This window comes from Pseudomonas sp. MF6394, assembly GCF_002018845.1.
GTDB lineage: Bacteria > Pseudomonadota > Gammaproteobacteria > Pseudomonadales > Pseudomonadaceae > Aquipseudomonas > Aquipseudomonas lactis.
On record NZ_MVOJ01000033.1, the window covers coordinates 39497 to 64230 of the forward strand.

21 protein-coding genes are annotated in these 24734 nt (G+C 60.0%); 9 read left to right on the forward strand and 12 right to left on the reverse strand.

What is annotated here, in order from left to right; all coding sequences use genetic code 11:
- Positions 1-208: 208 nt before the first annotated feature.
- The 8 genes from MF6394_RS26375 to MF6394_RS26415 form a co-directional block, all read right to left on the reverse strand.
- Positions 209-946, reverse strand: a complete 738-nt coding sequence (locus MF6394_RS26375) for a secretin N-terminal domain-containing protein (RefSeq protein WP_078467863.1) — start codon at positions 944-946, stop codon at positions 209-211.
- Positions 947-1174: 228 nt separating this feature from the next.
- Positions 1175-1597: a GNAT family N-acetyltransferase gene (locus MF6394_RS26380; RefSeq protein WP_044274599.1), complete on the reverse strand. Its 423-nt coding sequence runs from the start codon at positions 1595-1597 to the stop codon at positions 1175-1177.
- A complete protein-coding gene (locus tag MF6394_RS26385) occupies positions 1590-2756 on the reverse strand; it encodes a ribosomal protein uL16 3-hydroxylase (protein ID WP_014718907.1) in 1167 nt (388 codons plus the stop codon). Before MF6394_RS26385 ends, MF6394_RS26380 begins: the two co-directional genes overlap by 8 nt.
- 84 nt (positions 2757-2840) lie before the next feature.
- Positions 2841-4211: an adenylosuccinate lyase gene (gene purB, locus MF6394_RS26390; protein WP_047711152.1), complete on the reverse strand. Its 1371-nt coding sequence runs from the start codon at positions 4209-4211 to the stop codon at positions 2841-2843.
- Positions 4212-4336: 125 nt separating this feature from the next.
- Complete coding sequence (gene hflD, locus MF6394_RS26395; protein ID WP_003192101.1) at positions 4337-4960, reverse strand: high frequency lysogenization protein HflD; 624 nt, start codon at positions 4958-4960, stop codon at positions 4337-4339.
- Positions 4957-6081 carry a tRNA 2-thiouridine(34) synthase MnmA gene (mnmA, locus tag MF6394_RS26400; RefSeq protein ID WP_078467864.1) on the reverse strand — a complete coding sequence of 375 codons (1125 nt, stop codon included), beginning with the start codon at positions 6079-6081 and terminating at the stop codon, positions 4957-4959. Before mnmA ends, hflD begins: the two co-directional genes overlap by 4 nt.
- A gap of 59 nt (positions 6082-6140) precedes the next feature.
- On the reverse strand, positions 6141-6587 hold the full coding sequence (locus MF6394_RS26405; protein WP_032896672.1) for an NUDIX hydrolase: 447 nt from the start codon (positions 6585-6587) through the stop codon (positions 6141-6143).
- Between the two features lie 290 nt (positions 6588-6877).
- Positions 6878-9103 (reverse strand): NADP-dependent isocitrate dehydrogenase, encoded by a 2226-nt coding sequence (locus MF6394_RS26415; RefSeq protein WP_078467866.1) that lies wholly within the window; start codon positions 9101-9103, stop codon positions 6878-6880.
- A 483-nt stretch (positions 9104-9586) separates the two neighbouring features.
- On the opposite strand from MF6394_RS26415, the gene icd reads away from it, so the two are divergent.
- Entirely contained in the window at positions 9587-10843 is a 1257-nt protein-coding gene (icd, locus tag MF6394_RS26420; RefSeq protein WP_005789095.1) for an NADP-dependent isocitrate dehydrogenase, read from the forward strand.
- Positions 10844-10906: 63 nt separating this feature from the next.
- On the opposite strand, the gene cspD is transcribed toward icd, so the two are convergent.
- Positions 10907-11185: a cold shock domain-containing protein CspD gene (cspD, locus tag MF6394_RS26425; protein ID WP_078467881.1), complete on the reverse strand. Its 279-nt coding sequence runs from the start codon at positions 11183-11185 to the stop codon at positions 10907-10909.
- 225 nt (positions 11186-11410) lie between these two features.
- Here cspD and clpS point away from each other — a divergent pair, with 225 nt between their 5' ends.
- Both clpS and clpA read left to right on the forward strand, forming a co-directional pair.
- Entirely contained in the window at positions 11411-11779 is a 369-nt protein-coding gene (clpS, locus tag MF6394_RS26430) for an ATP-dependent Clp protease adapter ClpS (protein WP_005789091.1), read from the forward strand.
- Between the two features lie 29 nt (positions 11780-11808).
- On the forward strand, positions 11809-14079 hold the full coding sequence (clpA, locus tag MF6394_RS26435; RefSeq protein ID WP_003192090.1) for an ATP-dependent Clp protease ATP-binding subunit ClpA: 2271 nt from the start codon (positions 11809-11811) through the stop codon (positions 14077-14079).
- 834 nt (positions 14080-14913) lie between these two features.
- Here clpA and infA read toward each other — a convergent pair.
- From infA to aat, 3 genes are all read right to left on the reverse strand, one after another.
- Positions 14914-15132: a translation initiation factor IF-1 gene (gene infA, locus MF6394_RS26445; RefSeq protein WP_002553999.1), complete on the reverse strand. Its 219-nt coding sequence runs from the start codon at positions 15130-15132 to the stop codon at positions 14914-14916.
- A 100-nt stretch (positions 15133-15232) separates the two neighbouring features.
- Positions 15233-15940 (reverse strand): arginyltransferase, encoded by a 708-nt coding sequence (locus MF6394_RS26450; RefSeq protein WP_044274593.1) that lies wholly within the window; start codon positions 15938-15940, stop codon positions 15233-15235.
- A gap of 56 nt (positions 15941-15996) precedes the next feature.
- A complete protein-coding gene (aat, locus tag MF6394_RS26455) occupies positions 15997-16677 on the reverse strand; it encodes a leucyl/phenylalanyl-tRNA--protein transferase (protein WP_078467868.1) in 681 nt (226 codons plus the stop codon).
- Between the two features lie 476 nt (positions 16678-17153).
- On the opposite strand from aat, the gene ftsK reads away from it, so the two are divergent.
- The 6 genes from ftsK to cysG are packed head-to-tail and all read left to right on the forward strand — an operon-like array spanning position 17154 to position 24655.
- The gene (ftsK, locus tag MF6394_RS26460) at positions 17154-19562 is read left to right on the forward strand and encodes a DNA translocase FtsK (protein ID WP_003192084.1); all 2409 of its coding nucleotides are present in this window, start codon (positions 17154-17156) and stop codon (positions 19560-19562) included.
- Positions 19563-19616: 54 nt separating this feature from the next.
- On the forward strand, positions 19617-20240 hold the full coding sequence (lolA, locus tag MF6394_RS26465) for an outer membrane lipoprotein chaperone LolA (RefSeq protein ID WP_078467869.1): 624 nt from the start codon (positions 19617-19619) through the stop codon (positions 20238-20240).
- 27 nt (positions 20241-20267) lie between these two features.
- The gene (locus tag MF6394_RS26470; RefSeq protein WP_044274590.1) at positions 20268-21593 is read left to right on the forward strand and encodes a replication-associated recombination protein A; all 1326 of its coding nucleotides are present in this window, start codon (positions 20268-20270) and stop codon (positions 21591-21593) included.
- A complete protein-coding gene (gene crcB / locus MF6394_RS26475) occupies positions 21590-21964 on the forward strand; it encodes a fluoride efflux transporter CrcB (RefSeq protein WP_003192080.1) in 375 nt (124 codons plus the stop codon). Before MF6394_RS26470 ends, crcB begins: the two co-directional genes overlap by 4 nt.
- A gap of 15 nt (positions 21965-21979) precedes the next feature.
- Positions 21980-23260, forward strand: coding sequence for a serine--tRNA ligase (serS, locus tag MF6394_RS26480; protein ID WP_047711147.1), 1281 nt, complete (start codon positions 21980-21982; stop codon positions 23258-23260).
- Positions 23261-24655: a siroheme synthase CysG gene (cysG, locus tag MF6394_RS26485; RefSeq protein ID WP_003192077.1), complete on the forward strand. Its 1395-nt coding sequence runs from the start codon at positions 23261-23263 to the stop codon at positions 24653-24655. It abuts the gene before it with no gap.
- Positions 24656-24734 lie beyond the last annotated feature (79 nt).

A 24734-nucleotide genomic window follows, 5' to 3' on the forward strand; every position in this document is an offset into this window, starting at 1 on the left:
TCAAACACACCTTGTGGGCGGTACAGACACGAATCGGCTCAGGTGGGTAGCTTAGAGCGACGATCCGAAGGCCCTTGCCAGGGCCTCTGATTAGCGGGAGCGAGGCCATCATGCCCATGCTTTTTTGGCTCGTCAAATGTTTTGTAGTGCTTTTTTTCAAGCACTACATCTTTAGTCTAATGCGACTTGCCAGTCAGTTTTCGGTGCTTCAGTTCAGGGTGTCGACCTTGACCCGTAAAGTCAGGTCGTCGCGGCCCTGAGTAGAGTAGCTGCGGGTTGTAGAGGATTTGTCCGCCTGTGTTTCACGATTGATGCCGGCCAGGGGGATCCACTCGCCCAGGCGGCCGCTGACCGTTGTGTCGGTGCTTTGCACGTTCACTACATCGGGACGTTCCTGGCTCATCCGGTCACGGTTGGTACTGATGGCCAGGTGCACGGTTTCGCCAGTGACGCTGGCGGTCACGTAAAAGCCTTGGGTGACGTTGCGATACTGGGTCTGGTTTTGCAGGCGGCCATAGCTGTCCTGCTGCGTGGTGGTCAGCGGCACGCTCTGGCCGACCTGTATGAGCGCGGGCACGCCTTCGCTGGCCTGAATCTGCTGCACGCCACCGTCGCGGCTGGCAGTGCCGTAGCTGATGATGCGGGTCTGGCCGTCGTCGCTGTTCTGCTGGTTGTTCTCGTTGGTGTCGACGGTGATCAGCAAGCGTTTGGCCGGGGTGTCCAATTGGCCGAGCAGTGCGCGCAAGCCCTCGATCTTGGCGGGCTCGGCGTTAACGATAAGCTGGTTGCCGTAGGCGCTGACGGTGCCGTCCTTGCCGATGAAGTTTTGCGCGACCGGCAACAGGTCGGCACTGGTACGGTTGTTCAGGTTGACGACTTCGGTGGCGGCCATGGCGCAAGCGCTGACGGTCATCAGGAGGGCGGTGAGCAGGGTGCGTAGGGACATGTCCGTTATCTCTGCGAGTCATTTGCTTGATAGTGCCAGTTTGTCGGCCTGGCAGGGTGCAAGTTGAATCGTAGACGGCAAAATGCCCTGGCAGGCAGGGCATTTTGTGGTGTTACTAATGACGCCTTCGCGAGCAAGCCCGCTCCCACATTTGACCGAGTACATCCTTTGGAATGCGGTTGAATGTGGGAGCGGGCTTGCTCGCGAAGGGCGCGACTGGGTCTCGAATCAGCCCCCGCGCACCATATCCACATGCGGAATCCCGACTTCAAGAAACTCATCGCTGACAATCTTGAAACCCAGCCGCTCATAGAACGGCGCCGCATACACCTGCGCACTCAGGAACTGCCGGGTCTGGCCACGTTGCTCGGCCACACCAATCACCGTTTCCATCAGCTTGTCGCCGACTTTCAGCCCGCGCCAGTCCTTGAGCACCGATACACGGCCAATCTCGCCGCTGGGCAGCAGTCGAGCAGTGCCAATCGGGAAATCGCCTTCGAATGCCAGAAAATGCACCGCATCGGCATCGTCCGCGTCCCACTCCAGTTCAGGCGGGACCGATTGTTCGGCGATAAATACCGCTTCACGAATGCGCCGAATCTCGTCGATATCCTTTCGCCAGTCCGCGACACTTACGTGAATTTTATTCATCCGCGAACCCCAGGCTGCCTTGCTTGACCAGTTCGCACAGCAGGTCGCGACCGTCTTCGTCGGCCAGCCACTCGCCCAGGTTTTCGCTGTGCAGTGCATCGGCCGAGCACACCAGCTTCAACAGTTCACGCAGTTTGCCCGGCAGGTAACGGCTCTGGCCGCTGGCGAACAGCAGTACGTCGTCGTCCACTTCGGACCAGGCCAGGCGCGCGCTCGGGTTGCGCACCAGGATCGCGCCGTCTTGCAGGCTGTTGATGAAGTCTTCTTCGCCCAACTCTTCGCCGGCTACCAGTTCCGGGTAGCGTGGTTCGGTCATGAACTGGCCGAACCAGGTCAGCAGCATGCGCTCATCGCTCATGTGCTCGGCGAGCAGGCCCTTGAGGCGGTCCAGTGCGTCGCCCTGGATCTGGTGCGGGTCGCTGACTGGCTGGGCGTCCGCGTCGGTGTAGCGCTCTTCGTCGGTCAGGTACTGGCTGAGGAAGTCGGTGAAGTGGGTCAGCACTTCAGCGGCGCTCGGTGCACGGAAACCTACGGAATAGGTCATGCAGTCGTCTTCAGCAATACCGAAATGCGCTAGGCGCGGCGGCAGGTAGAGCATGTCGCCCGGTTCCAGCACCCATTCGGCGCTTTCTTCGAATTCGGCGAGGATGCGCAGGTCTGCGTGTTGCAGCAATGGGCTTTCGGAATTGCACATCTGGCCGATCTTCCAGTTGCGCTTGCCTTGGGCTTGCAGCAGGAACACATCGTAGTTATCGAAATGCGGACCGACGCTGCCACCCGGTGCGGCGAAGCTGATCATCACATCATCGATACGCCAGCTCGGCAGGAAGCGGAAGTGCTCCAGCAGCTCAGCCACTTCCGGCACGAACTGGTCGACCGCCTGCACCAGCAGGGTCCACTCGCGCTCGGGCAGGGTGCTGAAAGCGTCTTCGGCGAACGGGCCGCGGCGCAGTTCCCACGGGCGCTCGCCGTGTTCGATCACCAGGCGCGACTCGACTTCTTCTTCCAGGGCCAGGCCTGCCAGTTCGTCGGCGTCGATCGGGCTTTCGAAGTCAGGGATGGCCTGGCGGATCAGCAGCGGTTTTTTCTGCCAGTAGTCGCGCAGGAATTCCCGTGCCGTGATGCCGCCCAGAAGTTGAAGAGGGATATCAGGATTCATGTGTAACCTATTGAAAAAAAGCACTTTTAAGACAGGAATAAAAACGCCCGGCGCGGCCGGGCGTCTCAAAGGAGCTTGCTTGGATCAGATGCGCTTGGCTTGCTCTACAGCGTTGCCGATGTAGTTGGCCGGGGTGAGCAGCTTCAGCTCGGCCTTGGCCGCGGCTGGCATGTCCAGGCCGTCGATGAAAGTTTGCAGCGCCTCAGGGCTGATACCCTTGCCGCGCGTCAATTCTTTCAGCTTCTCGTAGGGGTTTTCGATGTTGTAGCGGCGCATCACGGTCTGGATCGGCTCGGCCAATACTTCCCAGCACGCGTCCAGGTCAGCGGCAATTTTCTGCTCGTTGAGCTCCAGCTTGCTGATGCCTTTGAGGCTGGCTTCGTACGCGATCACGCTGTGGGCAAAGCCGACACCGAGGTTGCGCAGTACGGTGGAGTCGGTCAGGTCGCGCTGCCAGCGGGAGATCGGCAACTTGCTGGCCAGGTGCTGGAACAGGGCGTTGGCGATACCCAGGTTGCCTTCGGAGTTTTCGAAGTCGATCGGGTTGACCTTGTGCGGCATGGTCGACGAACCGATTTCGCCGGCAATGGTGCGCTGCTTGAAGTAGCCCAGGGAGATGTAGCCCCAGATATCGCGATCGAAATCGATCAGGATGGTGTTGAAGCGTGCAATCGCGTCGAACAGCTCGGCGATGTAGTCGTGGGGTTCGATCTGCGTGGTGTAGGGGTTGAAGCCCAGGCCCAGCTCGTCTTCGATGAAGGCGCGGGCGTTGGCTTCCCAGTCGATCTCAGGGTAGGCCGACAGGTGGGCGTTGTAGTTGCCTACGGCGCCGTTGATCTTGCCCAGCAATGGCACGGCGGCGACTTGGGCGATCTGGCGCTCCAGGCGGTACACCACGTTGGCCAGTTCTTTGCCCAGGGTCGTCGGCGAGGCCGGCTGGCCGTGGGTGCGCGACAGCATCGGCACGGCAGCGAAACGGATCGCCAGCTCGCGGATGGCTTCGGCGGTCTGGCGCATCAGCGGCAGCATCACGTCATCACGGCCTTCACGCAGCATCAGGGCGTGGGACAGGTTGTTGATGTCCTCGCTGGTGCAGGCAAAGTGGATGAACTCGCTGACCTGAGCCAGTTCCGGCAGTTGGGCTGCTTGCTCTTTGAGCAGGTACTCGATGGCTTTTACATCGTGGTTGGTGGTGCGCTCGATCTCTTTCACACGCTCGGCGTGCTCCAGGGAGAAGTTTTCCGCCAGGGTGTTCAATACAGCGTTGGCCTCGGCGGAAAACGCCGGCACTTCGCTGATGGCGCGGTGACTGGCCAGGCGCTGGAGCCAGCGCACTTCAACCAAGACACGGGCACGGATCAGGCCGTACTCGCTGAAAATAGGGCGCAGGGCCTGGGTTTTGCCGGCGTAGCGGCCGTCAACAGGGGAAACCGCAGTGAGCGAAGAGAGCTGCATGGGGTGTTCTCGGACAGTCGGGCAACGAAATGGGGCGCGTATCATACATGAAAAAATCCGCCGGTCCGTCGCCAACTGACCGGCGTATTACGCGTAATGGCTTGAAAACAGCCTGTTGGTGCGACTTATTCGTTGCGCATCAACGGGTAAAGCTCTTTGAGCAATTTGCGCCGGCTGATCACCAACTGCCAGCGATGACCGCCCAGCTGGCGCCATAGGCGTGCCGAACGAATACCGGCCAGGAGCAGGGCACGGATTTTTGACGCGTTGTTGGGTTGCTGCAGGTTGCGCATGTCGCCGTGCACCTGGATGCGCTGGCGCAGGGTGCTCAAGGTGTCCTGGTACAGCGCACCACAGGCTGCGATCACGTTTTCGTGAGCCGGGCCGAAGTGTTCTACCTGGGACTGGATCTGTGGCAGGCGCTTGCCGATGGTGTCCAGCAGGTCGTCGCGCTTGGCCAACTGGCGCTCAAGGCCAAGCATCGACAGGGCGTAGCGCAACGGTTCACGCTGCAAGGTGCTAGGGTCGCGCTCCAGGGCGCCGATCAGGGCGCGATAGCCTTCGCGCAGGGCCAGGTCGTCGCCGCCATAAACCTCAAGGGTGTCCTTGGGGTCGCGGATCAGCAGGCTGCCGAGCATGCAGGTCAGGCCGGCTTCCGTGACCTGGCCGGTCTTGGCGATCTTGTCCACCAGTACTGCAGCGAGAAAGACACCGCCAAGGGCCGTCAATTGCTCCTGGGTCGGGCTCATGCCGGGTGGCTCCAGGCTTGCGCGACTTCAATCACGCCGCCGCCCAGGCAAATTTCGCCGTCATAGAACACCACGGACTGGCCTGGGGTGACCGCGCGTTGCGGATCATCGAAGGTGGCGCGGTAGCCGGTGGCGGTCTTTTCCAGGGTGCAGGGCTGGTCGCTCTGGCGATAACGCACTTTGGCGGTCAGGCGGCGCGGGCTGCTCAAGTCGATAGGGTTGACCCAATAAATTTCGGAAGCGAGCAGGGCGCCGGAGAACAGCAGCGGGTGCTCGTTACCCTGGCCGACCACCAGCACGTTGTTCTCCAGGTCTTTGACCAGTACGTACCATGGCTCTTCACCGGCGTCCTTCAAGCCGCCGATGCCCAAGCCCTGGCGTTGACCGATGGTGTGGTACATCAGGCCGTGGTGGCGGCCGATCACTTCACCGTCGGTGGTCTTGATCTCGCCCGGTTGCGCCGGTAGGTATTGCTTGAGGAAATCGCTGAAGCGCCGCTCGCCGATAAAGCAAATGCCGGTGGAGTCTTTCTTCTTGGCGGTGGCAAGGCCGTGTTTCTCGGCGATCCTGCGTACTTCGGGCTTTTCCAGTTCGCCGACCGGGAATAGAGTCTTGGCGATCTGTTCGCCGCCCACGGCGTGCAGGAAGTAGCTCTGGTCCTTGTTCGGGTCCAGGCCCTTGAGTAGTTCGGTGCGGCCATCGATATCGCGACGGCGCACGTAGTGGCCGGTAGCTATCAGGTCGGCGCCGAGCATCATGGCGTAGTCGAGGAAGGCCTTGAACTTGATTTCGCGGTTACACAGGATGTCCGGGTTCGGCGTGCGGCCGGCCTTGTATTCGGCCAGGAAGTGCTCGAACACGTTGTCCCAGTACTCGGCGGCGAAGTTGGCGGTGTGCAGCTTGATACCGATCTTGTCGCACACGGCCTGGGCGTCCGCCAGGTCGTCCATGGCGGTGCAGTATTCGGTTCCATCGTCTTCTTCCCAGTTCTTCATGAACAGGCCTTCCACCTCATAACCCTGCTCCATGAGCAGAACGGCGGAAACGGAAGAGTCCACGCCGCCGGACATGCCGACGATGACGCGCTTCTTTTGTGTGTCAGAAGGGGCTGTATCACGCATAGGGTTTCAACGGGTGTCTTGAAAAAGGACGCGATTCTAGCAGGCCTGGGCCCGCAAGGCTAAAGAGAAGGGCGGATCAATTCGAGACTGTGGCGCTGGCCGGCCAGGTAATCATCGATGCAGCGGATAATCAGCTCGCTGCGCCAGTCGTCGCGCACCGCCATTAGCTCGTCACGGGTCAACCAGCGGGCGCGCAGGATGCCTTCGTCGAGCTGATACTCCGGGTGGTGTCTCAGGGCTTTGGCGATAAAGCAGACGCGTTGATAGGTCACGCCATTGCTCGGTGCGGTATACAGGTAGATGCCGACGATGCCGGTGGCTTCCACGTCCCAGCCGGTTTCTTCCAGCGTTTCGCGCACGGCGGCTTCGGTCAGGGTTTCGTTCGGGTCCAGATGGCCGGCGGGCTGGTTGAGCACGGCGCGGCCGCCCTTGAGTTCCTCAACCATCAGGAACTTGCCGTTGTCTTCGACGATGGTGGCGACGGTGATGTGGGGGAGCCAGGTCATTGCAAGCCTCGGTATCAGGAAGGTGACTCGGTCAATGTGGGAGCTGGCTTGCCTTAATGCCAGTCAATTAAGGCTTTTTTGTAGGAGCGAGCTTGCTCGCGAAAAACGTCAACGATAACGCGTGCTTGCTGAATGAACGCGGCGCCTTTGAGTTTTTCGCGAGCAAGCTCGCTCCTACAGGCTGTAATCGCAGGCAAGCCAGCTCCCACATTTGATTGGGTTTCTTCAATGAAGTCCCTACAAACAGAAACCCCGGCACTTGGCCGGGGCTTCTTTGCATCCTTACAACCTTACTTCAACTTGGCAATCGCCGCATTGAGGGTGTTGCTTGGGCGCATGGCTTTGCTGGTCAGCTCTGGGTTCGGCGCGTAGTAGCCGCCGATGTCCACTGGCTTGCCCTGTACGGCGTTGAGCTCGGCAACGATGGTTGCTTCGTTCTCGGCCAGGGTTTTGGCCAGTTCGCCAAATTGCGCTTGCAGTGCAGTGTCTTCGGTCTGGGCGGCCAGGGCTTGTGCCCAGTACAGCGCCAGGTAGAAGTGGCTGCCGCGGTTGTCGATGTTGCCGACTTTGCGCGATGGCGACTTGTTGTTGTCCAGGAACTGGCCGGTGGCCTGGTCCAGGGTCTTGGACAGTACCAGGGCTTTCGGGTTGTTGTATGTCACACCCAAATGCTCAAGGGACGCGGCCAGGGCCAGGAACTCGCCCAGGGAATCCCAGCGCAGGAAGTTTTCTTCCAGCAGTTGCTGCACGTGCTTTGGAGCCGAACCGCCAGCGCCGGTTTCGAACAGGCCACCGCCATTCATCAGCGGCACGATCGACAGCATCTTGGCGCTGGTGCCCAGTTCCATGATCGGGAACAGGTCGGTCAGGTAGTCGCGCAGTACGTTGCCGGTCACCGAGATGGTGTCCAGGCCCTTGCGGGTGCGCTCCAGGGTGAACTTCATCGCATCGACCGGGGCCATGATGCGGATGTCCAGGCCTTCGGTGTTGTGGTCTTTCAGGTAAGCCTGAACTTTCTCGACCACTACGCCATCGTGGGCGCGCTTAGGGTCCAGCCAGAAGATGGCCGGGGTGTTGCTGGCGCGGGCACGGTTGACGGCGAGCTTGACCCAGTCCTGGATCGGCGCGTCTTTGGTCTGGCACATACGGAAGATGTCGCCAGCTTCGACGTTCTGTTCCATCAGCAGGTTGCCCTGGCTGTCGGTGACGCGGACAACGCCGTCAGCCTTGATCTGGAAGGTCTTGTCGTGGGAGCCGTACTCTTCGGCTTTCTTGGCCATCAGGCCAACGTTTGGCACGCTGCCCATGGTGGTTGGGTCGAAGGCGCCATGGGCCTTGCAGTCTTCGATGACCGCCTGGTAGATGGTGGCGTAGCAGCGATCCGGGATCACAGCCTTGGTGTCGTGCAGTTGGCCGTCGGTGCCCCACATTTTGCCGGAGTCACGGATCATCGCTGGCATCGAGGCGTCGACGATCACGTCGCTCGGCACGTGCAGGTTGGTGATGCCTTTGTCGGAGTTGACCATCGCCAGGGCAGGGCGAGCGGCGTAGACCGCCTGGATGTCGGCTTCGATCTGCGCCTGCTGGTCGGCCGGCAGGGCCTTGATGCGGGCGTACAGGTCGCCGATGCCGTTGTTCAGGTTGAAGCCGATCTGTTCCAGCACGGTGGCGTGCTTGGCCAGGGCGTCTTTATAGAACTCGGCAACGATCTGGCCGAACATGATCGGGTCGGAGACCTTCATCATGGTGGCTTTCAAGTGAACCGACAGCAGCACGCCTTGCTTCTTGGCGTCTTCGATTTCAGCGGCGATGAAGCTGCGCAGGGCTTTCTTGCTCAGCACGGCGGTGTCGATGATTTCGCCGGCTTGTACGTTGGTCTTTTCCTTCAGAACGGTGGTGGTGCCGTCCTTTGCAACCAGCGCAATTTTGACAGCGTCAGCGGCTTCGATCTGCACGGCTTTTTCGCTGCCGTAGAAGTCGCCGTTGTTCATGTGGGCAATGTGCGACTTGGAGTCGGCAGCCCAGGCGCCCATCTTGTGCGGGTGCTTGCGTGCGTAGTTCTTGACCGACAGCGGTGCGCGACGGTCGGAGTTGCCTTCGCGCAGGACCGGGTTCACGGCGCTGCCCTTGACCTTGTCGTAACGTGCACGGGTTTCTTTTTCCGCGTCGGTGGTTACGGTTTCAGGGTAGTCCGGCAGGGCGTAGCCCTGGGCCTGCAGTTCCTTGATTGCGGCTTGCAGCTGCGGGGTCGAGGCGCTGATGTTGGGAAGCTTGATGATGTTGGCTTCAGGCGTAACGGCCAGGTCGCCCAGTTCGGCGAGGTGGTCCGGGATGGCCTTGGTGCCCAGTTGCTCGGGGAAGCTTGCGAGGATGCGCCCGGCGAGGGAAATGTCGCGGGTTTCCACGGCAATATCAGCGGAAGCGGTGAAGGCCTCTACGATAGGCAGCAGTGAATAGGTGGCGAGGGCTGGGGCTTCGTCGGTGAAGGTGTAGATGATCTTCGAGCGGGTGGGCATATTCGGATTAACTCTCTTCTTTGCTGAAAGCGTGCGCAGAAACGCGAGATGCGCCGGGTAGAGCGCGTTCGTTCAAAGTCATCCATGAGCGAAATGTCGAGGTTTCTTCGCGGTGATGTTGGTTTGCATCAGTCGAGCGTCAAGCGGGTGGGCTATGGTAATAGTCCGGCTTTCTGGCGAAAGGCTACGTTCTAGAGCGGTCCGCCGTCGTGACTCTTTGGTCAGCGGCGGCATTATACATAGGTCGCTATGCTTACGCTGAGCCTTCATGAAAAAGGAGGCTCGTCCATTGGTCTAAAGGTCGCAGGCGCACAGGGTAGTGGGATGTGCTCAAGATTGGCGCTTTTCCCTTTGCTTTCAGGCTTGTAGGCCACCAAATATGCTGTTTTCGATGCAAATGAGCATGGCGTGAGGTTTCAGTCGCCATTTATCTGGAGTAGGCTCGAACGCAGCCAGATGTTCAATCCATAGATGGAGTTCAGCATGGGATACAAGAAGATTCAGGTTCCGGCAGTCGGCGACAAAATCACCGTCAATGCAGACCATTCTCTCAATGTTCCTGACCAACCGATCATCCCCTACATCGAAGGTGACGGTATTGGCGTCGACATCAGCCCGGTGATGATCAAGGTGGTCGACGCCGCTGTTGAAAAGGCTTACGGCGGCAAGCGCAAAATCTCCTGGATGGAGGTGTACGCTGGCGAAAAGGCCACTCAAGTCTACGACCAGGATACGTGGCTGCCCCAGGAAACCCTGGATGCGGTCAAGGATTACGTGGTGTCCATCAAGGGCCCGCTGACCACGCCGGTGGGTGGCGGTATCCGCTCGCTGAACGTGGCCCTGCGTCAGCAGCTCGACCTGTATGTGTGCCTGCGCCCGGTGCGCTGGTTTGAAGGCGTGCCCAGCCCGGTGAAAAAGCCTGGCGACGTGGACATGACCATCTTCCGTGAGAACTCCGAGGATATTTACGCAGGCATCGAGTGGAAGGCCGGTTCGCCGGAAGCGATCAAGGTGATCAAGTTTCTCAAGGAAGAAATGGGCGTTACCAAGATCCGTTTCGACCAGGATTGCGGGATTGGCGTCAAGCCGGTCTCCAAAGAGGGCACCAAGCGCCTGGCGCGCAAGGCCTTGCAGTATGTGGTGGATAACGACCGCGACTCGCTGACCATCGTGCACAAAGGCAACATCATGAAGTTTACTGAAGGGGCCTTCAAGGAGTGGGCCTACGAGGTGGCGGCTGAAGAGTTCGGCGCGACCCTGCTCGACGGCGGGCCGTGGATGCAGTTCAAGAACCCCAAGACCGGCAAGAATGTAGTGGTCAAGGATGCCATTGCCGACGCCATGCTCCAGCAGATCCTGCTGCGCCCGGCTGAATATGACGTGATCGCCACCCTCAACCTCAATGGTGATTACCTGTCCGACGCCTTGGCGGCGGAAGTGGGCGGCATCGGTATTGCCCCAGGGGCCAACTTGTCTGACACCGTGGCAATGTTCGAAGCCACCCACGGTACTGCGCCTAAATATGCGGGCAAGGATCAGGTCAACCCTGGGTCATTGATCCTGTCGGCGGAAATGATGCTGCGGCATATGGGCTGGGTCGAGGCGGCTGATCTGATCATCAAGGGCACCAACGGCGCGATTTCGGCCAAGACCGTGACCTATGACTTCGAGCGTCTGATGGATGGCGCTACGCTGGTGTCGTCGTCGGGCTTTGGTGATGCGTTGATCAAGCATATGTAAACAGGCATAGAAAACCGGCCGCCCTGATGATTCGGGGCGGCCGGTTTGCTTTCAATGCTTTGTTCAGTGATTGGTGATGCCTGTTTCTTCTTTTGACTTTTGACCGGCTGTTGCGACTTTTTCTGTGGCCGAAGGGGTTGTGACTAACTTGATATCCACCGCATGCAAGCCCTTTGGGCCCTGTTTGATATCAAAGGACACCGGTTGACCCGCCTTCAGCGTTTTGTACCCATCCATATCGATCGCTGAAAAGTGCGCAAAAAGGTCTTCATCCTTGCCGTCTTCAATAATGAATCCGTAACCCTTGGCATTGTTGAACCACTTGACCTTACCACTTAGCATCGCCATATCCCTCTGCACCAGACTCCATCACTGGAGTATCATCCTGTCTATCCGTCCTAACCCGAATAAATAAGGTTGACTGCGCGGACCTTTTTTACCCACTGTGGGCTCTATTCGTTGTAACACCGTTTCGCCGATAGTCAAGGTGACCAAAGGGTCAGAGTTGAAATTCTGACAGGTCGCCCCCACCACTGTAATTGAACCACTGACGAACCTTTCTTTCCCATGCATGCAAACAGCCAGATTCGACTAACATTCAATCAGGATCGCCCGGATCAGGAACATGACGACGACGGTTCTGCAGGCATTGCTGTTCAGGAGGCGAAGCCTGCTTTACAGGCGCCGCCGATGTACAAGGTGGTTTTGTTTAATGATGACTACACACCGATGGATTTCGTCGTCGAAGTGCTCGAGGTGTTTTTCAACCTGAACCGCGAGTTGGCGACCAAGGTAATGCTGGCCGTTCACACAGAAGGACGGGCAGTATGTGGAGTGTTTACCCGCGACATCGCCGAGACAAAGGCCATGCAGGTCAACCAGTACGCCAGGGAAAGCCAGCATCCGCTACTCTGTGAAATCGAGAAGGACGGTTAACGCCGACCACTTGGGTATGAGGTGAAGCTATGTTAAACCGCGAGCTCGAAGTCACCCTCAATCTTGCCTTCAAGGAGGCTCGTTCGAAGCGTCATGAATTCATGACCGTCGAACACCTTTTGCTGGCACTTTTGGATAACGAAGCTGCCGCCACCGTTCTACGTGCGTGCGGCGCCAACCTTGACAAGCTCAAGCATGACCTGCAGGAGTTTATCGATTCCACCACGCCACTGATCCCCGTGCATGACGAGGACCGCGAAACCCAGCCAACCCTGGGCTTCCAGCGGGTATTGCAACGTGCTGTGTTCCACGTACAGAGCTCCGGTAAGCGTGAGGTCACAGGCGCGAACGTGCTGGTGGCGATTTTCAGCGAACAGGAAAGCCAGGCCGTGTTCCTGCTCAAGCAGCAGAGCGTTGCCCGTATTGATGTGGTCAATTACATCGCCCACGGTATCTCCAAGGTGCCTGGGCACGGCGATCATTCCGAGGGTGAGCAGGACATGCAGGACGAGGAGGGCGGTGAGTCTTCTTCTTCCAGCAACCCGCTGGATGCCTATGCCAGTAACCTCAATGAAATGGCGCGCCAGGGGCGGATCGATCCGCTGGTGGGGCGTGAGCATGAGGTTGAGCGTGTAGCGCAGATCCTGGCGCGTCGTCGCAAGAACAACCCCTTGCTGGTGGGCGAGGCGGGCGTGGGTAAAACCGCGATTGCCGAAGGCCTGGCCAAGCGCATTGTCGACAACCAGGTGCCAGACCTGCTGGCCAGCAGTGTCGTCTACTCCCTTGACCTGGGCGCGTTGCTCGCCGGGACCAAGTACCGGGGCGATTTCGAGAAGCGCTTCAAGGCGTTGCTCGGCGAGCTGAAAAAACGCCCTCAGGCCATCCTGTTCATCGACGAGATCCACACTATCATTGGCGCCGGTGCGGCTTCCGGTGGGGTGATGGACGCTTCCAATCTGCTCAAGCCGCTGCTGTCCTCCGGTGATATCCGCTGCATTGGCTCGACCACGTTCCAGGAATTTCGCGGCATCTTCGAAAAAGACCGTGCCCTGGCGCGTCGCTTCCAGAAAGTCGACGTGTCCGAGCCCTCGGTTGAAGACACCATCGGCATCCTGCGCGGGCTCAAGGGGCGTTTTGAAGCGCACCATGGCATCGAGTACACCGATGAAGCCTTGCGTGCGGCGGCTGAGCTGGCGTCGCGCTATATCAACGACCGGCACATGCCAGACAAAGCCATCGATGTGATCGACGAGGCGGGTGCCTACCAGCGCCTGCAGCCAGTCGAGAAGCGCGTGAAGCGCATCGACGTGCCTCAGGTCGAGGATATCGTGGCCAAGATCGCGCGGATTCCGCCAAAACACGTCACCAGTTCCGACAAAGAGCTGCTGCGTAACCTGGAGCGCGACCTCAAGCTCACCGTGTTTGGTCAGGATGCGGCCATCGACTCGTTGTCCACGGCGATCAAGTTGTCCCGTGCGGGCCTCAAGTCGCCGGACAAGCCAGTCGGTTCGTTCCTGTTCGCAGGCCCGACCGGCGTCGGCAAGACCGAGGCGGCTCGCCAGTTGGCCAAGGCCATGGGTATCGAGCTGGTCCGTTTCGACATGTCCGAGTACATGGAGCGCCACACAGTGTCGCGCTTGATCGGCGCGCCTCCGGGCTATGTCGGCTTCGACCAGGGCGGCCTGTTGACTGAGGCGATCACCAAGCAGCCACATTGCGTATTGTTGCTCGATGAAATCGAAAAGGCGCATCCGGAAGTCTTCAACCTGCTATTGCAGGTCATGGACCACGGCACCCTGACCGACAACAACGGGCGCAAGGCGGATTTCCGCAACGTCATCGTGATCATGACCACCAACGCCGGTGCTGAAACCGCGGCGCGGGCTTCGATCGGCTTTACGCATCAGGATCACTCGTCTGATGCCATGGAAGTGATCAAGAAGAGCTTCACGCCGGAGTTCCGCAACCGCCTGGACACCATTATCCAGTTTGGTCGCCTCAGCCATGAGGTCATCAAAAGCGTGGTGGACAAGTTCCTCACCGAGCTTCAAGCGCAGTTGGAAGACAAGCGCGTGCAGCTGGATGTGACGGAAGCGGCCCGCAGTTGGATCGCAGAGGGCGGCTACGATGCGGCAATGGGTGCACGCCCAATGGCGCGTCTGATCCAGGACAAGATCAAACGGCCATTGGCCGAAGAGATCCTGTTCGGCGAACTCTCCGACCATGGCGGCGTGGTGCACATCGACCTCAAGGACGGCGAGCTGACCTTCGAGTTCGAGACCACAGCGGAAATGGCCTGATAGCAGGCTGCAACACACCAAAAAGGCGCCGAAAGGCGCCTTTTTGCTGCCTGCAATACGATTTGCGAGACAATGACGGTCAACTGTGGCTTGCCTGCGATAGCGGTGGTTCAGTTAACGATGCAGTGACTGACGCACCGCTTTCGCGGGCAAGCCCGCTCCCACAGGGGACCTGTGCCAGGCGCTGATTCTTTGGGCAATACATAACCAGTGTGGGAGCTGGCTTGCCTGCGATGACAATCCTTCAATAGCACATCTTTAGCTGGCCCGCCGCTATCGCAGTATCTGTATTTACACAGCTTTGTGGGTTGTAACCGTCAACGGTAACCACGATGCGAAGCGAGTCGCTCTTGCCCTTGCTTTTGATCTTAGGCGCCCCGTTAAACCACGCTGGCCGTAATTCGACAGGGATTTGGGGGGTAAACCGGCAGGGATGCCGGTTTAGCCGCCCCGCGCCATGGATGGCGCGTGGCGGCGGCCCCCCAAATCACTGGCGAATTACGGGCACACCGAGCCTAGGCGAGGTGCCGAGTGGTGGGGCAAGAGCGTTTTGCTTACTTTTGCGCTGTTCAAAAGTGAGCCGCCGTCAGGGCGGAACCCTAAGCGGCCGTTACCGCAGCAATGGATATGTACACCATCCAACTGTGTTGACTGCCAGGCCGCCTTCGCGAGCAAGCCCGCTCCCACAGTTGGGTCGTGGGGTGTCAGATAGATATGGGCCGGCTGTCAGGCGGCCATCGCAGGCAAGCCCGCTCCCACAGAGTCAAGTGGTGACTGTTAAATCCTGCGCACACAAAAACGCCCGGCATAACCGGGCGTTTTGTATTGACTTGCTTAGCGAGCGCGGTAAGTGATGCGCCCTTTGCTCAAGTCATAGGGCGTCAGCTCGACGCGCACTTTGTCACCGGTAAGAATACGAATGTAGTTCTTGCGCATCTTGCCGGAGATATGCGCGGTTACGACGTGCCCATTTTCCAACTCCACACGAAACATGGTGTTGGGCAGGGTGTCGACGACAGTGCCTTCCATTTCGAAGCTGTCTTCTTTCGACATGCAGTAAAGCCCTCGGTATCCAGTGAATGGCCCGGTGCAACTGCGCCAGGCAAAAGCGGCGTGCATTGTGCCCGAAAAAGGGTGTTCAAGCCAAGGGGTTCTAGTTAAGCGTGACCCATCTTTGATTAATCAGCAGCTCAATGGGCCGATATTGGGTCTTGTAGTTCATCTTTTTGCAGTTCTTGATCCAGTATCCGAGGTACACCGCTTCCAGTTCCAGGCGCAGCGCTTCGCCTATTTGCCACAGGATGGCGAAGCGCCCGAGGCTGCGGCGTTCTTCGGTCGGTTCATAGAAGGTGTACACCGCCGAGAGGCCGTTGGGCAGCAGGTCGGTGACCGCCACGGCCAGCAGGCGGCCGTCGAGGCGGAACTCGTAGAAGCGCGAGAAGGGCAGGTCACGCACCAGGAACGTGGAAAACTGGTCGCGGCTGGGCGGAAACATATCGCCGTCGGCGTGTCGCTGTTCGATATAACGTTGGTAGAGATCGAAATATTCTTCGCTGTATTGGGGTTTAGTGGCGTGTACGGTCAAGTCGGCGTTGCGCTTGAGAATGCGTTTCTGGTTACGGTCGGGCGAAAACTGCGCCACCGGGATGCGCGCAGGCACACACGCATTACAGTTCTGGCAATGGGGGCGGTACAGGTGGTCGCCGCTGCGCCGAAAGCCCATCTCGGACAGGTCGGCATACACATGCACGTCCATGGGCTGGCTGGGATCGAGGAACAGCGTGGTGGCCTGCTCGTCGGGCAGATAGCTGCATGAGTGGGCTTGAGTGGCATAGAACTTCAAGCGCGCCAGCTCGGTCATGATCAACCCTCGGGATAAGCTTTGAAATAAGTGTAAGCCACGTGCGCGAAAGTCGCCTAGGAAACCCACGGCCCGGCGTTGGGCTGGTCCAGATGTTTGTGCAGGAATTCAGCGAAGACGCTGCGCGGTATGCCGCGGGCACCCAGGCTGTGCAGGTGATCGTTGGGCATCTGGCAGTCGATCAGCACAAACCCCCAGGCTTGCAGTTGCCGGGTCAACGTGGCGAAACCGAATTTGGAGGCGTTGTCGGCGCGGCTGAACATGGACTCGCCAAAAAACAACTGGCCCATCGCCAGGCCGTACAGGCCGCCCACCAGTTCGCCCTGGTCCCAGACCTCGACGGAGTGCGCATAGCCGCGTTGGTGCAGCTCCAGGTAGGCCTGCTGGATGCCTTCGGTGATCCAGGTGCCATCGGCGTAGGCGCGGGGCGCCGCGCAGGCTTGGATGACGGCGGCGAAATCCTGGTCGAAGGTCACGGTATAGCGCTGCTGGCGCAGTAATTTGCCCAGGCTGCGGGAAACATGCAGCTCGTCGGGGAATATCACTGTGCGCGGGTCGGGTGACCACCAGAGGATAGGCTGGCCTTCGGAGAACCAGGGGAAGCAGCCATGGCGGTAGGCCTGGATCAATCGTTCGGCCGACAGGTCGCCACCGGCGGCGAGCAGGCCGTTGGGTTCGCGCATGGCCTTGGCCAAGGGAGGGAATGTCAGGGTGTCGCGTTGTAACCAGGTCAGCATGGCATCCAGGCTTAGGGAAGGGGAGGGGAGTGGCAGGTCATTCGCCTGCGCCGCAAGCGTTGATTATTGACGACCCGGCGCCATGGGGCCAGCCCGAATAGGCTATTGGACAGGATTAGCATAAGCGGGTGTTTCTGCAACTCTGCACACAGGGTGTGGTCGTAATCGGGTCTGGCGCATGCCGGCCCTTTGCCAAGCTTGCCTGGATTGCTAAATACAGCTCATAAGCCTTTGTCAGCAAAGGCAATGCATGCTCAAATTGTGCCTGCAGTCAGGTGAGCGGCAAGTGTGTGGCATCGCGCACGCAAACCCGTACAATGCGGCCATTGTGGCGTTATCGCCATTTCACCTATCCGTCACCGGGTGTTAAAAGTAGATTCAGCAACATTCGTTCATTTTTCAGCTGCTCCGGATAGAGCAGTCGTGTGTAGTCATTCAACAGATGGACGCGCTAAAGGCGCAGGAATAGACCCGTTTTGAAGAAATCCGCCGCAGCACCTAAAGCAGCAGTCGTACCGGCCTGGCGCCAGCACCTGCATTACCGACTCAAGGAAGGCGCACTGATTGCCATCGGTGCGCTGTGCCTGTTCCTGATGATGGCCTTGCTCACCTATGGCAAGGACGATCCGGGCTGGAGCCATAACAGCAAGATCGATGATGTGCAGAATTTCGGCGGCCCGGTGGGTTCCTACAGCGCCGATATCCTGTTCATGATCCTGGGTTACTTCGCCTACATTTTCCCGCTGTTGCTGGCGATCAAGACCTGGCAGATCTTCCGCCAGCGTCACGAGCCGTGGCAGTGGAGCGGCTGGCTGTTTTCCTGGCGCCTGATCGGCCTGGTGTTCCTGGTGCTGTCGGGCGCGGCGCTGGCGCATATCCACTTCCATGCCCCCACCGGCCTGCCGGCGGGCGCGGGCGGGGCCCTGGGCGAAAGCCTTGGCGACCTGGCGCGCAGGACCCTGAATATCCAGGGCAGCACCCTGATGTTCATCGCGCTGTTCCTGTTCGGCCTCACGGTATTCACCGACCTGTCATGGTTCAAGGTGATGGACGTGACCGGCAAGATCACCCTCGACCTGTTCGAATTGTTCCAGGGCGCCGCCAACCGCTGGTGGGCCGCCCGTGTCGAGCGCAAGCAAATGGTGGCGCAGCTGCGTGAAGTGGACACCCGTGTCAACGAGGTAGTGGCCCCAAGCACGCCGGATCGACGCGAGCAAGCCAAGGTCAAGGAGCGCTTGATCGAACGCGAGCAGGCCCTGAGCAAGCACATGTCGGACCGTGAAAAGCAGGTGCCGCCGGTGATCGCCCCGGCTCCGCCCAAGGCGCCGGAGCCCAGCCATCGCGTGCAAAAAGAGAAACAGGCACCGCTGTTCATCGACAGCGCCGTCGAAGGCACATTGCCGCCGATCTCGATTCTGGACCCGGCCGAAAAGAAACAACTCAACTATTCCCCGGAATCCCTGGCGGCCGTCGGCCACCTGCTGGAAATCAAGCTCAAGGAATTCGGCGTCGAAGTGTCGGTGGACTCGATCCATCCTGGCCCGGTGATTACCCGTTACGAAATCCAGCCGGCCGCCGGGGTAAAAGTCAGCCGCATTTCCAACCTGGCCAAAGACTTGGCGCGTTCCCTGGCCGTCACCAGCGTGCGTGTGGTGGAAGTGATCCCGGGCAAGACCACCGTGGGTATCGAGATCCCGAACGAAGACCGGCAGATCGTGCGCTTCTCCGAAGTGCTGTCGACCCCTGAATACGACAACTTCAAATCGCCGGTCACCCTGGCACTCGGCCATGACATCGGCGGCAAGCCGGTGATTACCGACCTGGCGAAAATGCCGCACCTGCTGGTAGCCGGTACCACTGGTTCCGGTAAGTCGGTGGGTGTGAACGCTATGATCCTGTCGATCCTGTTCAAGTCCGGGCCGGATGACGCCAAGCTGATCATGATCGACCCGAAGATGTTGGAACTGTCGATCTACGAAGGCATCCCGCACCTGCTGTGCCCGGTGGTCACCGACATGAAGGACGCCGCCAACGCCCTGCGCTGGAGCGTTGCCGAGATGGAGCGCCGCTACAAGCTGATGGCGAAGATGGGCGTGCGTAACCTGTCGGGCTTCAATGCCAAGGTCAAGGAAGCCCAGGACGCCGGCACACCGCTGACCGACCCGCTGTACAAGCGCGAAAGCATTCACGATGAAGCACCACTGCTGACCAAACTGCCGACCATCGTGGTGGTGGTCGATGAATTTGCTGACATGATGATGATCGTCGGCAAGAAGGTTGAAGAGCTGATCGCCCGTATCGCCCAGAAGGCGCGGGCGGCGGGTATCCACTTGATCCTCGCGACCCAGCGGCCGTCGGTGGACGTGATCACCGGTCTGATCAAGGCCAACATTCCGACGCGCATGGCGTTCCAGGTCTCCAGCAAGATCGACTCGCGTACCATTATCGACCAGGGTGGCGCCGAGCAACTGCTGGGCCACGGTGACATGCTCTACATGCCGCCGGGCACCAGCCTACCGATTCGCGTTCATGGCGCCTTTGTTTCCGATGACGAAGTGCACCGCGTGGTTGAAGCCTGGAAACTGCGCGGGGCGCCAGAATATAACGACGACATTCTCGCTGGCGTGGAAGAGGCCGGCAGCGGCTTTGACGGTGGCAGCAGCGGTGGCGACGATGATGCTGAAACCGACGCGCTCTACGACGAAGCCGTGGCTTTCGTACTGGAAAGCCGCCGCGCCTCGATTTCGGCAGTGCAGCGCAAGCTGAAAATCGGCTACAACCGTGCTGCCCGCATGATCGAAGCCATGGAAATGGCCGGCGTCGTGACCGCAATGAACACCAATGGCTCGCGTGAAGTCATCGCCCCCGGGCAGATGCGCGACTGATTCCGCGCCGCGTGGCAACACGCGGCGTGCCCTGACTACTCAATGAGGACTCCCATGCGCTTTATCCGCATGCTGTTGTTGCCGGCCTTGGCCCTGACCGCTGTTTCGGCTCACGCTGACCCGGCCTCCGTCGCCAGCCTGAAGAACCTGTTGGACAAATCCCAGACCCTCACCGCGCGCTTCTCCCAGCTGACCCTGGATGCCGGCGGCACCCAGTTGCAGGAAACCGCCGGTGAAATGGCCGTGCAGCGCCCAGGGCTGTTCTACTGGCATACCGAAGGCAAGGCGGAGCAGACCATCGTTTCCGACGGTAAGAAAGTCACGCTGTGGGACCCGGACCTGGAACAGGCGACCATCAAGAGGCTCGATCCGCGCCTGAACCAGACCCCGGCACTGCTGCTGTCGGGTGATGTGTCGAAAATCAACGACAGCTTCGACATCACCTCCAAGCAGACCAGCAACGTCATCGAGTTCACCCTCAAGCCAAAATCTAAGGACACGCTGTTTGACACGCTGTCGCTGTCGTTCGGCAACGGCGTGATCAACAATATGCGCCTGGTCGACAGCGTCGGCCAGCGCACCGATATCCTGTTCTCCGGGGTCAAGGCTAACCAGCCGGTGCCCGCGTCCAAGTTCAAGTTCGACATCCCCAAGGGTGCCGACGTGATCCAGGAATAAACTGCCCAGAGGTTTCAAACGCTGCCCATGGATCTGTTTCGAAGTGACCCGATTGCCCAGCCATTGGCCGCGCGCTTGCGTTCGACCAATCTGGATGAGTACGTCGGTCAGGAACACCTGCTCGCTCGGGGCAAGCCCTTGCGTGAAGCCCTGGAGCAGGGTGCGCTGCATTCGATGATTTTCTGGGGCCCGCCGGGCGTGGGTAAGACCACCCTGGCGCGGTTGCTGGCGAAAGTCTCGGATGCGCACTTTGAAACGGTCTCGGCGGTGCTCGCCGGGGTCAAGGAGATCCGCCAGGCGGTTGAAGTCGCCAAGCAGCAGGCCGGGCAGTACGGCAAGCGCACTATCCTGTTCGTCGACGAAGTGCATCGCTTCAACAAGTCGCAGCAGGATGCGTTCCTGCCCTACGTCGAGGACGGTACGCTGATCTTTATCGGCGCCACCACCGAAAACCCGTCCTTTGAATTGAACAACGCCTTGTTGTCACGGGCGCGGGTCTATGTGCTCAAGAGCCTGGATGAAGCGGCGATGCACAAGCTGCTGCACCGTGCCTTGAGCGAAGACAAGGGCCTGGGCAAGCGTCAACTGAGCCTCAGCGATGAAGGCTTCAAGATTTTACTGACCGCCGCCGATGGCGACGGGCGGCGCTTTCTCAACCTGCTGGAGAACGCCTCCGACCTGGCCGAAGACGGCGGCGAGATTGGCGTCGACCTGTTGCAAAGCCTGCTGGGTGACACGCGCCGGCGTTTCGACAAGGGCGGCGAAGCCTTCTACGACCAGATTTCCGCGCTGCACAAATCCGTACGAGGTTCCAACCCTGACGGCGCGCTGTATTGGTTTGCGCGCATGATCGACGGCGGTTGCGACCCGCTGTACCTGGCGCGCCGTGTGGTGCGCATGGCCAGCGAAGACATCGGCAATGCCGACCCACGCGCCCTGAGCCTGTGCCTGGCGGCCTGGGAGGTGCAGGAGCGCCTCGGCAGCCCGGAAGGCGAGTTGGCGGTGGCCCAGGCCATCACTTACCTGGCCTGCGCGCCCAAAAGCAACGCGGTGTACATGGGCTTCAAGTCGGCGCTGCGTGCGGCCGCCGAGCACGGCTCCCTCGAAGTGCCGCTGCACCTGCGCAACGCGCCGACCAAGCTGATGAAACAGCTGGGGTATGGCGACGAATACCGTTATGCCCACGATGAGCCGGACGCCTATGCGGCCGGCGAAGACTACTTCCCGGATGAGCTGGCGCCGCAGCCGTTCTATCAGCCGGTGCCTCGTGGCCTGGAGCTGAAGATCGGTGAAAAGCTCAATCATCTGGCCACCCTCGACCGTCTGAGCCCCCGGCAGCGGAGAAAATCATGATTCCTTTGGTGGTCGCGGTTTCGGCGGGAGGTATCGCCGGTACACTGCTGCGCTTTGCTACCGGCAATTGGATCAACGCCAATTGGCCGAAACACTTCTATACGGCGACGCTCGCCGTTAATATCGTGGGCTGCCTGTTGATCGGCGTGTTATACGGCCTGTTTTTGCTACGCCCGGAAGTGCCTGTCGAGGTACGTGCCGGCCTGATGGTTGGCTTTCTTGGCGGCCTGACGACTTTTTCATCCTTTTCACTGGATACCGTGCGCCTGCTGGAAAGCGGGCAAGTGCCGCTGGCGATTGGCTATGCGGCCATCAGCGTATTCGGCGGGCTGCTCGCCACCTGGGCTGGCCTGTCCTTGACCAAACTTTGATAACGAGAGACCGACATGCTCGATTCCAAACTGTTACGTAGCAACCTTCAGGACGTAGCGGACCGCCTGGCATCCCGTGGCTTTGCCTTGGATGTTGCGCGCATCGAAGCGCTGGAAGAACAGCGCAAGACCGTCCAGACCCGCACCGAAGCACTGCAGGCTGAACGTAATGCGCGCTCCAAGTCCATCGGCCAGGCCAAGCAGCGCGGCGAAGACATCGCGCCGTTGATGGCGGATGTCGAGCGCATGGGCACTGAGCTGTCCGACGGCAAAATCGAGCTGGAAGGCATTCAGACCCAATTGGACTCGATCCTGCTGGGCATTCCGAACCTGCCCCACGAATCCGTGCCGGTCGGCGAAGACGAAGACGGCAACGTCGAAGTGCGCCGCTGGGGCACGCCGAAAACCTTCGATTTCGAGATCAAGGACCACGTCGCCCTGGGCGAATTGACCGGTGGCCTGGACTTTGAAACCGCAGCAAAAATGTCCGGCGCACGCTTTGCCTTGCTGCGCGGCCCGATTGCGCGCATGCACCGTGCCCTGGCGCAGTTCATGATCAACCTGCACACCGGCGAACACGGTTACGAAGAAGCCTACACCCCGTACCTGGTTCAGGCGCCGGCGTTGATGGGCACCAGCCAACTGCCGAAATTCGAAGAAGACCTGTTCAAGATCAGCCGCGACGGCGAAGCCGACCTGTACCTGATCCCGACGGCCGAAGTGTCGCTGACCAATATCGTCGCCGGCGAAATCCTCGACGCCAAGCAACTGCCGTTGAAGCTGGTTGCCCACAGCCCGTGCTTCCGTAGCGAAGCCGGCGCGTCGGGGCGCGATACCCGTGGCATGATCCGCCAGCATCAGTTCGACAAGGTTGAGATGGTGCAGGTAGTAGAGCCGTCGACCTCCATGGACGCCCTGGAAGGCCTGACTGCCAACGCCGAGCGCGTGTTGCAGCTGCTGGAGCTGCCTTACCGCGTACTGGCCCTGTGCACGGGCGACATGGGCTTCAGCGCCGTGAAAACCTACGACCTGGAAGTGTGGGTGCCGAGCCAGGACAAATACCGCGAGATTTCGTCGTGCTCCAACTGCGGCGACTTCCAGGCCCGTCGCATGCAGGCGCGTTTCCGCAACCCGGAAACCGGCAAGCCGGAGCTGGTGCACACCCTCAACGGTTCGGGCCTGGCCGTAGGCCGTACCCTGGTGGCCGTGCTGGAAAACTACCAGCAGGCCGACGGTTCGATCCGTGTACCTGAGGTGCTCAAGCCGTACATGGCGGGCGTTGAGGTCATCCGCTAAATGGAATTTCTGCCGCTGTTTCATAACCTGCGCGGCAGTCGCGTGTTGGTCGTCGGTGGTGGGGAGATTGCCTTGCGCAAATCCCGACTGCTGGCCGACGCCGGCGCGGTGTTGCGGGTGGTTGCTCCCCAGATCGAAAGCCAGTTGCGTGAGCTGGTGCTGGGCAGTGGCGGGGAACTGATGTTGCGCGGTTATCAGGAGGCCGACCTGGACGGTTGCACCCTGATTATCGCGGCCACCGACGATGAGCCACTGAATGCGCAGGTGTCCAGTGATGCCAAGCGTCGCTGCGTGCCGGTCAATGTGGTGGACGCGCCAGCGTTGTGCAGCGTGATCTTCCCGGCGATTGTCGACCGTTCACCCTTGGTGATTGCCGTCTCCAGCGGCGGTGACGCGCCGGTACTGGCACGCCTGATTCGTGCCAAGCTGGAAACCTGGATTCCCTCCACCTACGGGCAATTGGCTGGGCTGGCCGCGCGTTTTCGGGCTCAGGTCAAAGGTTTGTACCCGGATGTGCAGCAACGCCGGGCGTTCTGGGAAGAAGTGTTCCAGGGCCCGATTGCCGACCGCCAGTTGGCCGGGCAGGGTGAGGAGGCCGAGCGCCTGTTGATCGAAAAGGTCAATGGCGCGCCGCCTTATGCGCCCGGTGAGGTGTACTTGGTGGGCGCGGGCCCAGGTGACCCGGATTTGCTGACCTTCCGTGCATTGCGCCTGATGCAGCAAGCCGACGTGGTGCTGTACGACCGTTTGGTGGCGCCGGCGATTTTGGAACTGTGCCGTCGGGATGCCGAGCGCGTGTACGTCGGCAAGCGTCGTGCCGATCACGCGGTGCCTCAGGACCAGATCAACCAGCAACTGGTCGACCTGGCCAAGCAAGGCAAGCGCGTGCTGCGCCTTAAAGGTGGCGACCCGTTTATCTTTGGCCGTGGTGGCGAAGAGATCGAAGAATTGGCGGCCCACGGCATCCCGTTCCAGGTGGTGCCGGGCATCACCGCAGCCAGTGGTTGCGCGGCTTATGCCGGGATTCCGCTGACGCATCGCGACTATGCCCAATCGGTGCGCTTCATCACCGGCCACCTGAAGAACAATACCTCGGACTTGCCCTGGCAGGACTTGGTCGGGCCGTCGCAGACCCTGGTGTTCTACATGGGCCTGATTGGCTTGCCGATCATTTGCGAGCAGTTGATCAAACACGGGCGTGCCGCAGATACCCCAGCAGCGCTGATCCAGCAGGGCACCACGTCCAACCAGCGCGTGTTCACCGGCACCCTGGCCGACTTGCCGCGCATGGTGGCGGAGCATGAAGTGCATGCGCCGACATTGGTGATCGTGGGTGAGGTGGTGGTACTGCGTGAGAAGCTCAAGTGGTTCGAGGGCGCCCAGTCCCAAGTCTGAACGACTGACCCACTGTAGGAGCGAGCTTGCTCGCGAAAAACTCAAAGACGCCAAGGGCTACCTGATAGCGCTGCGTTAT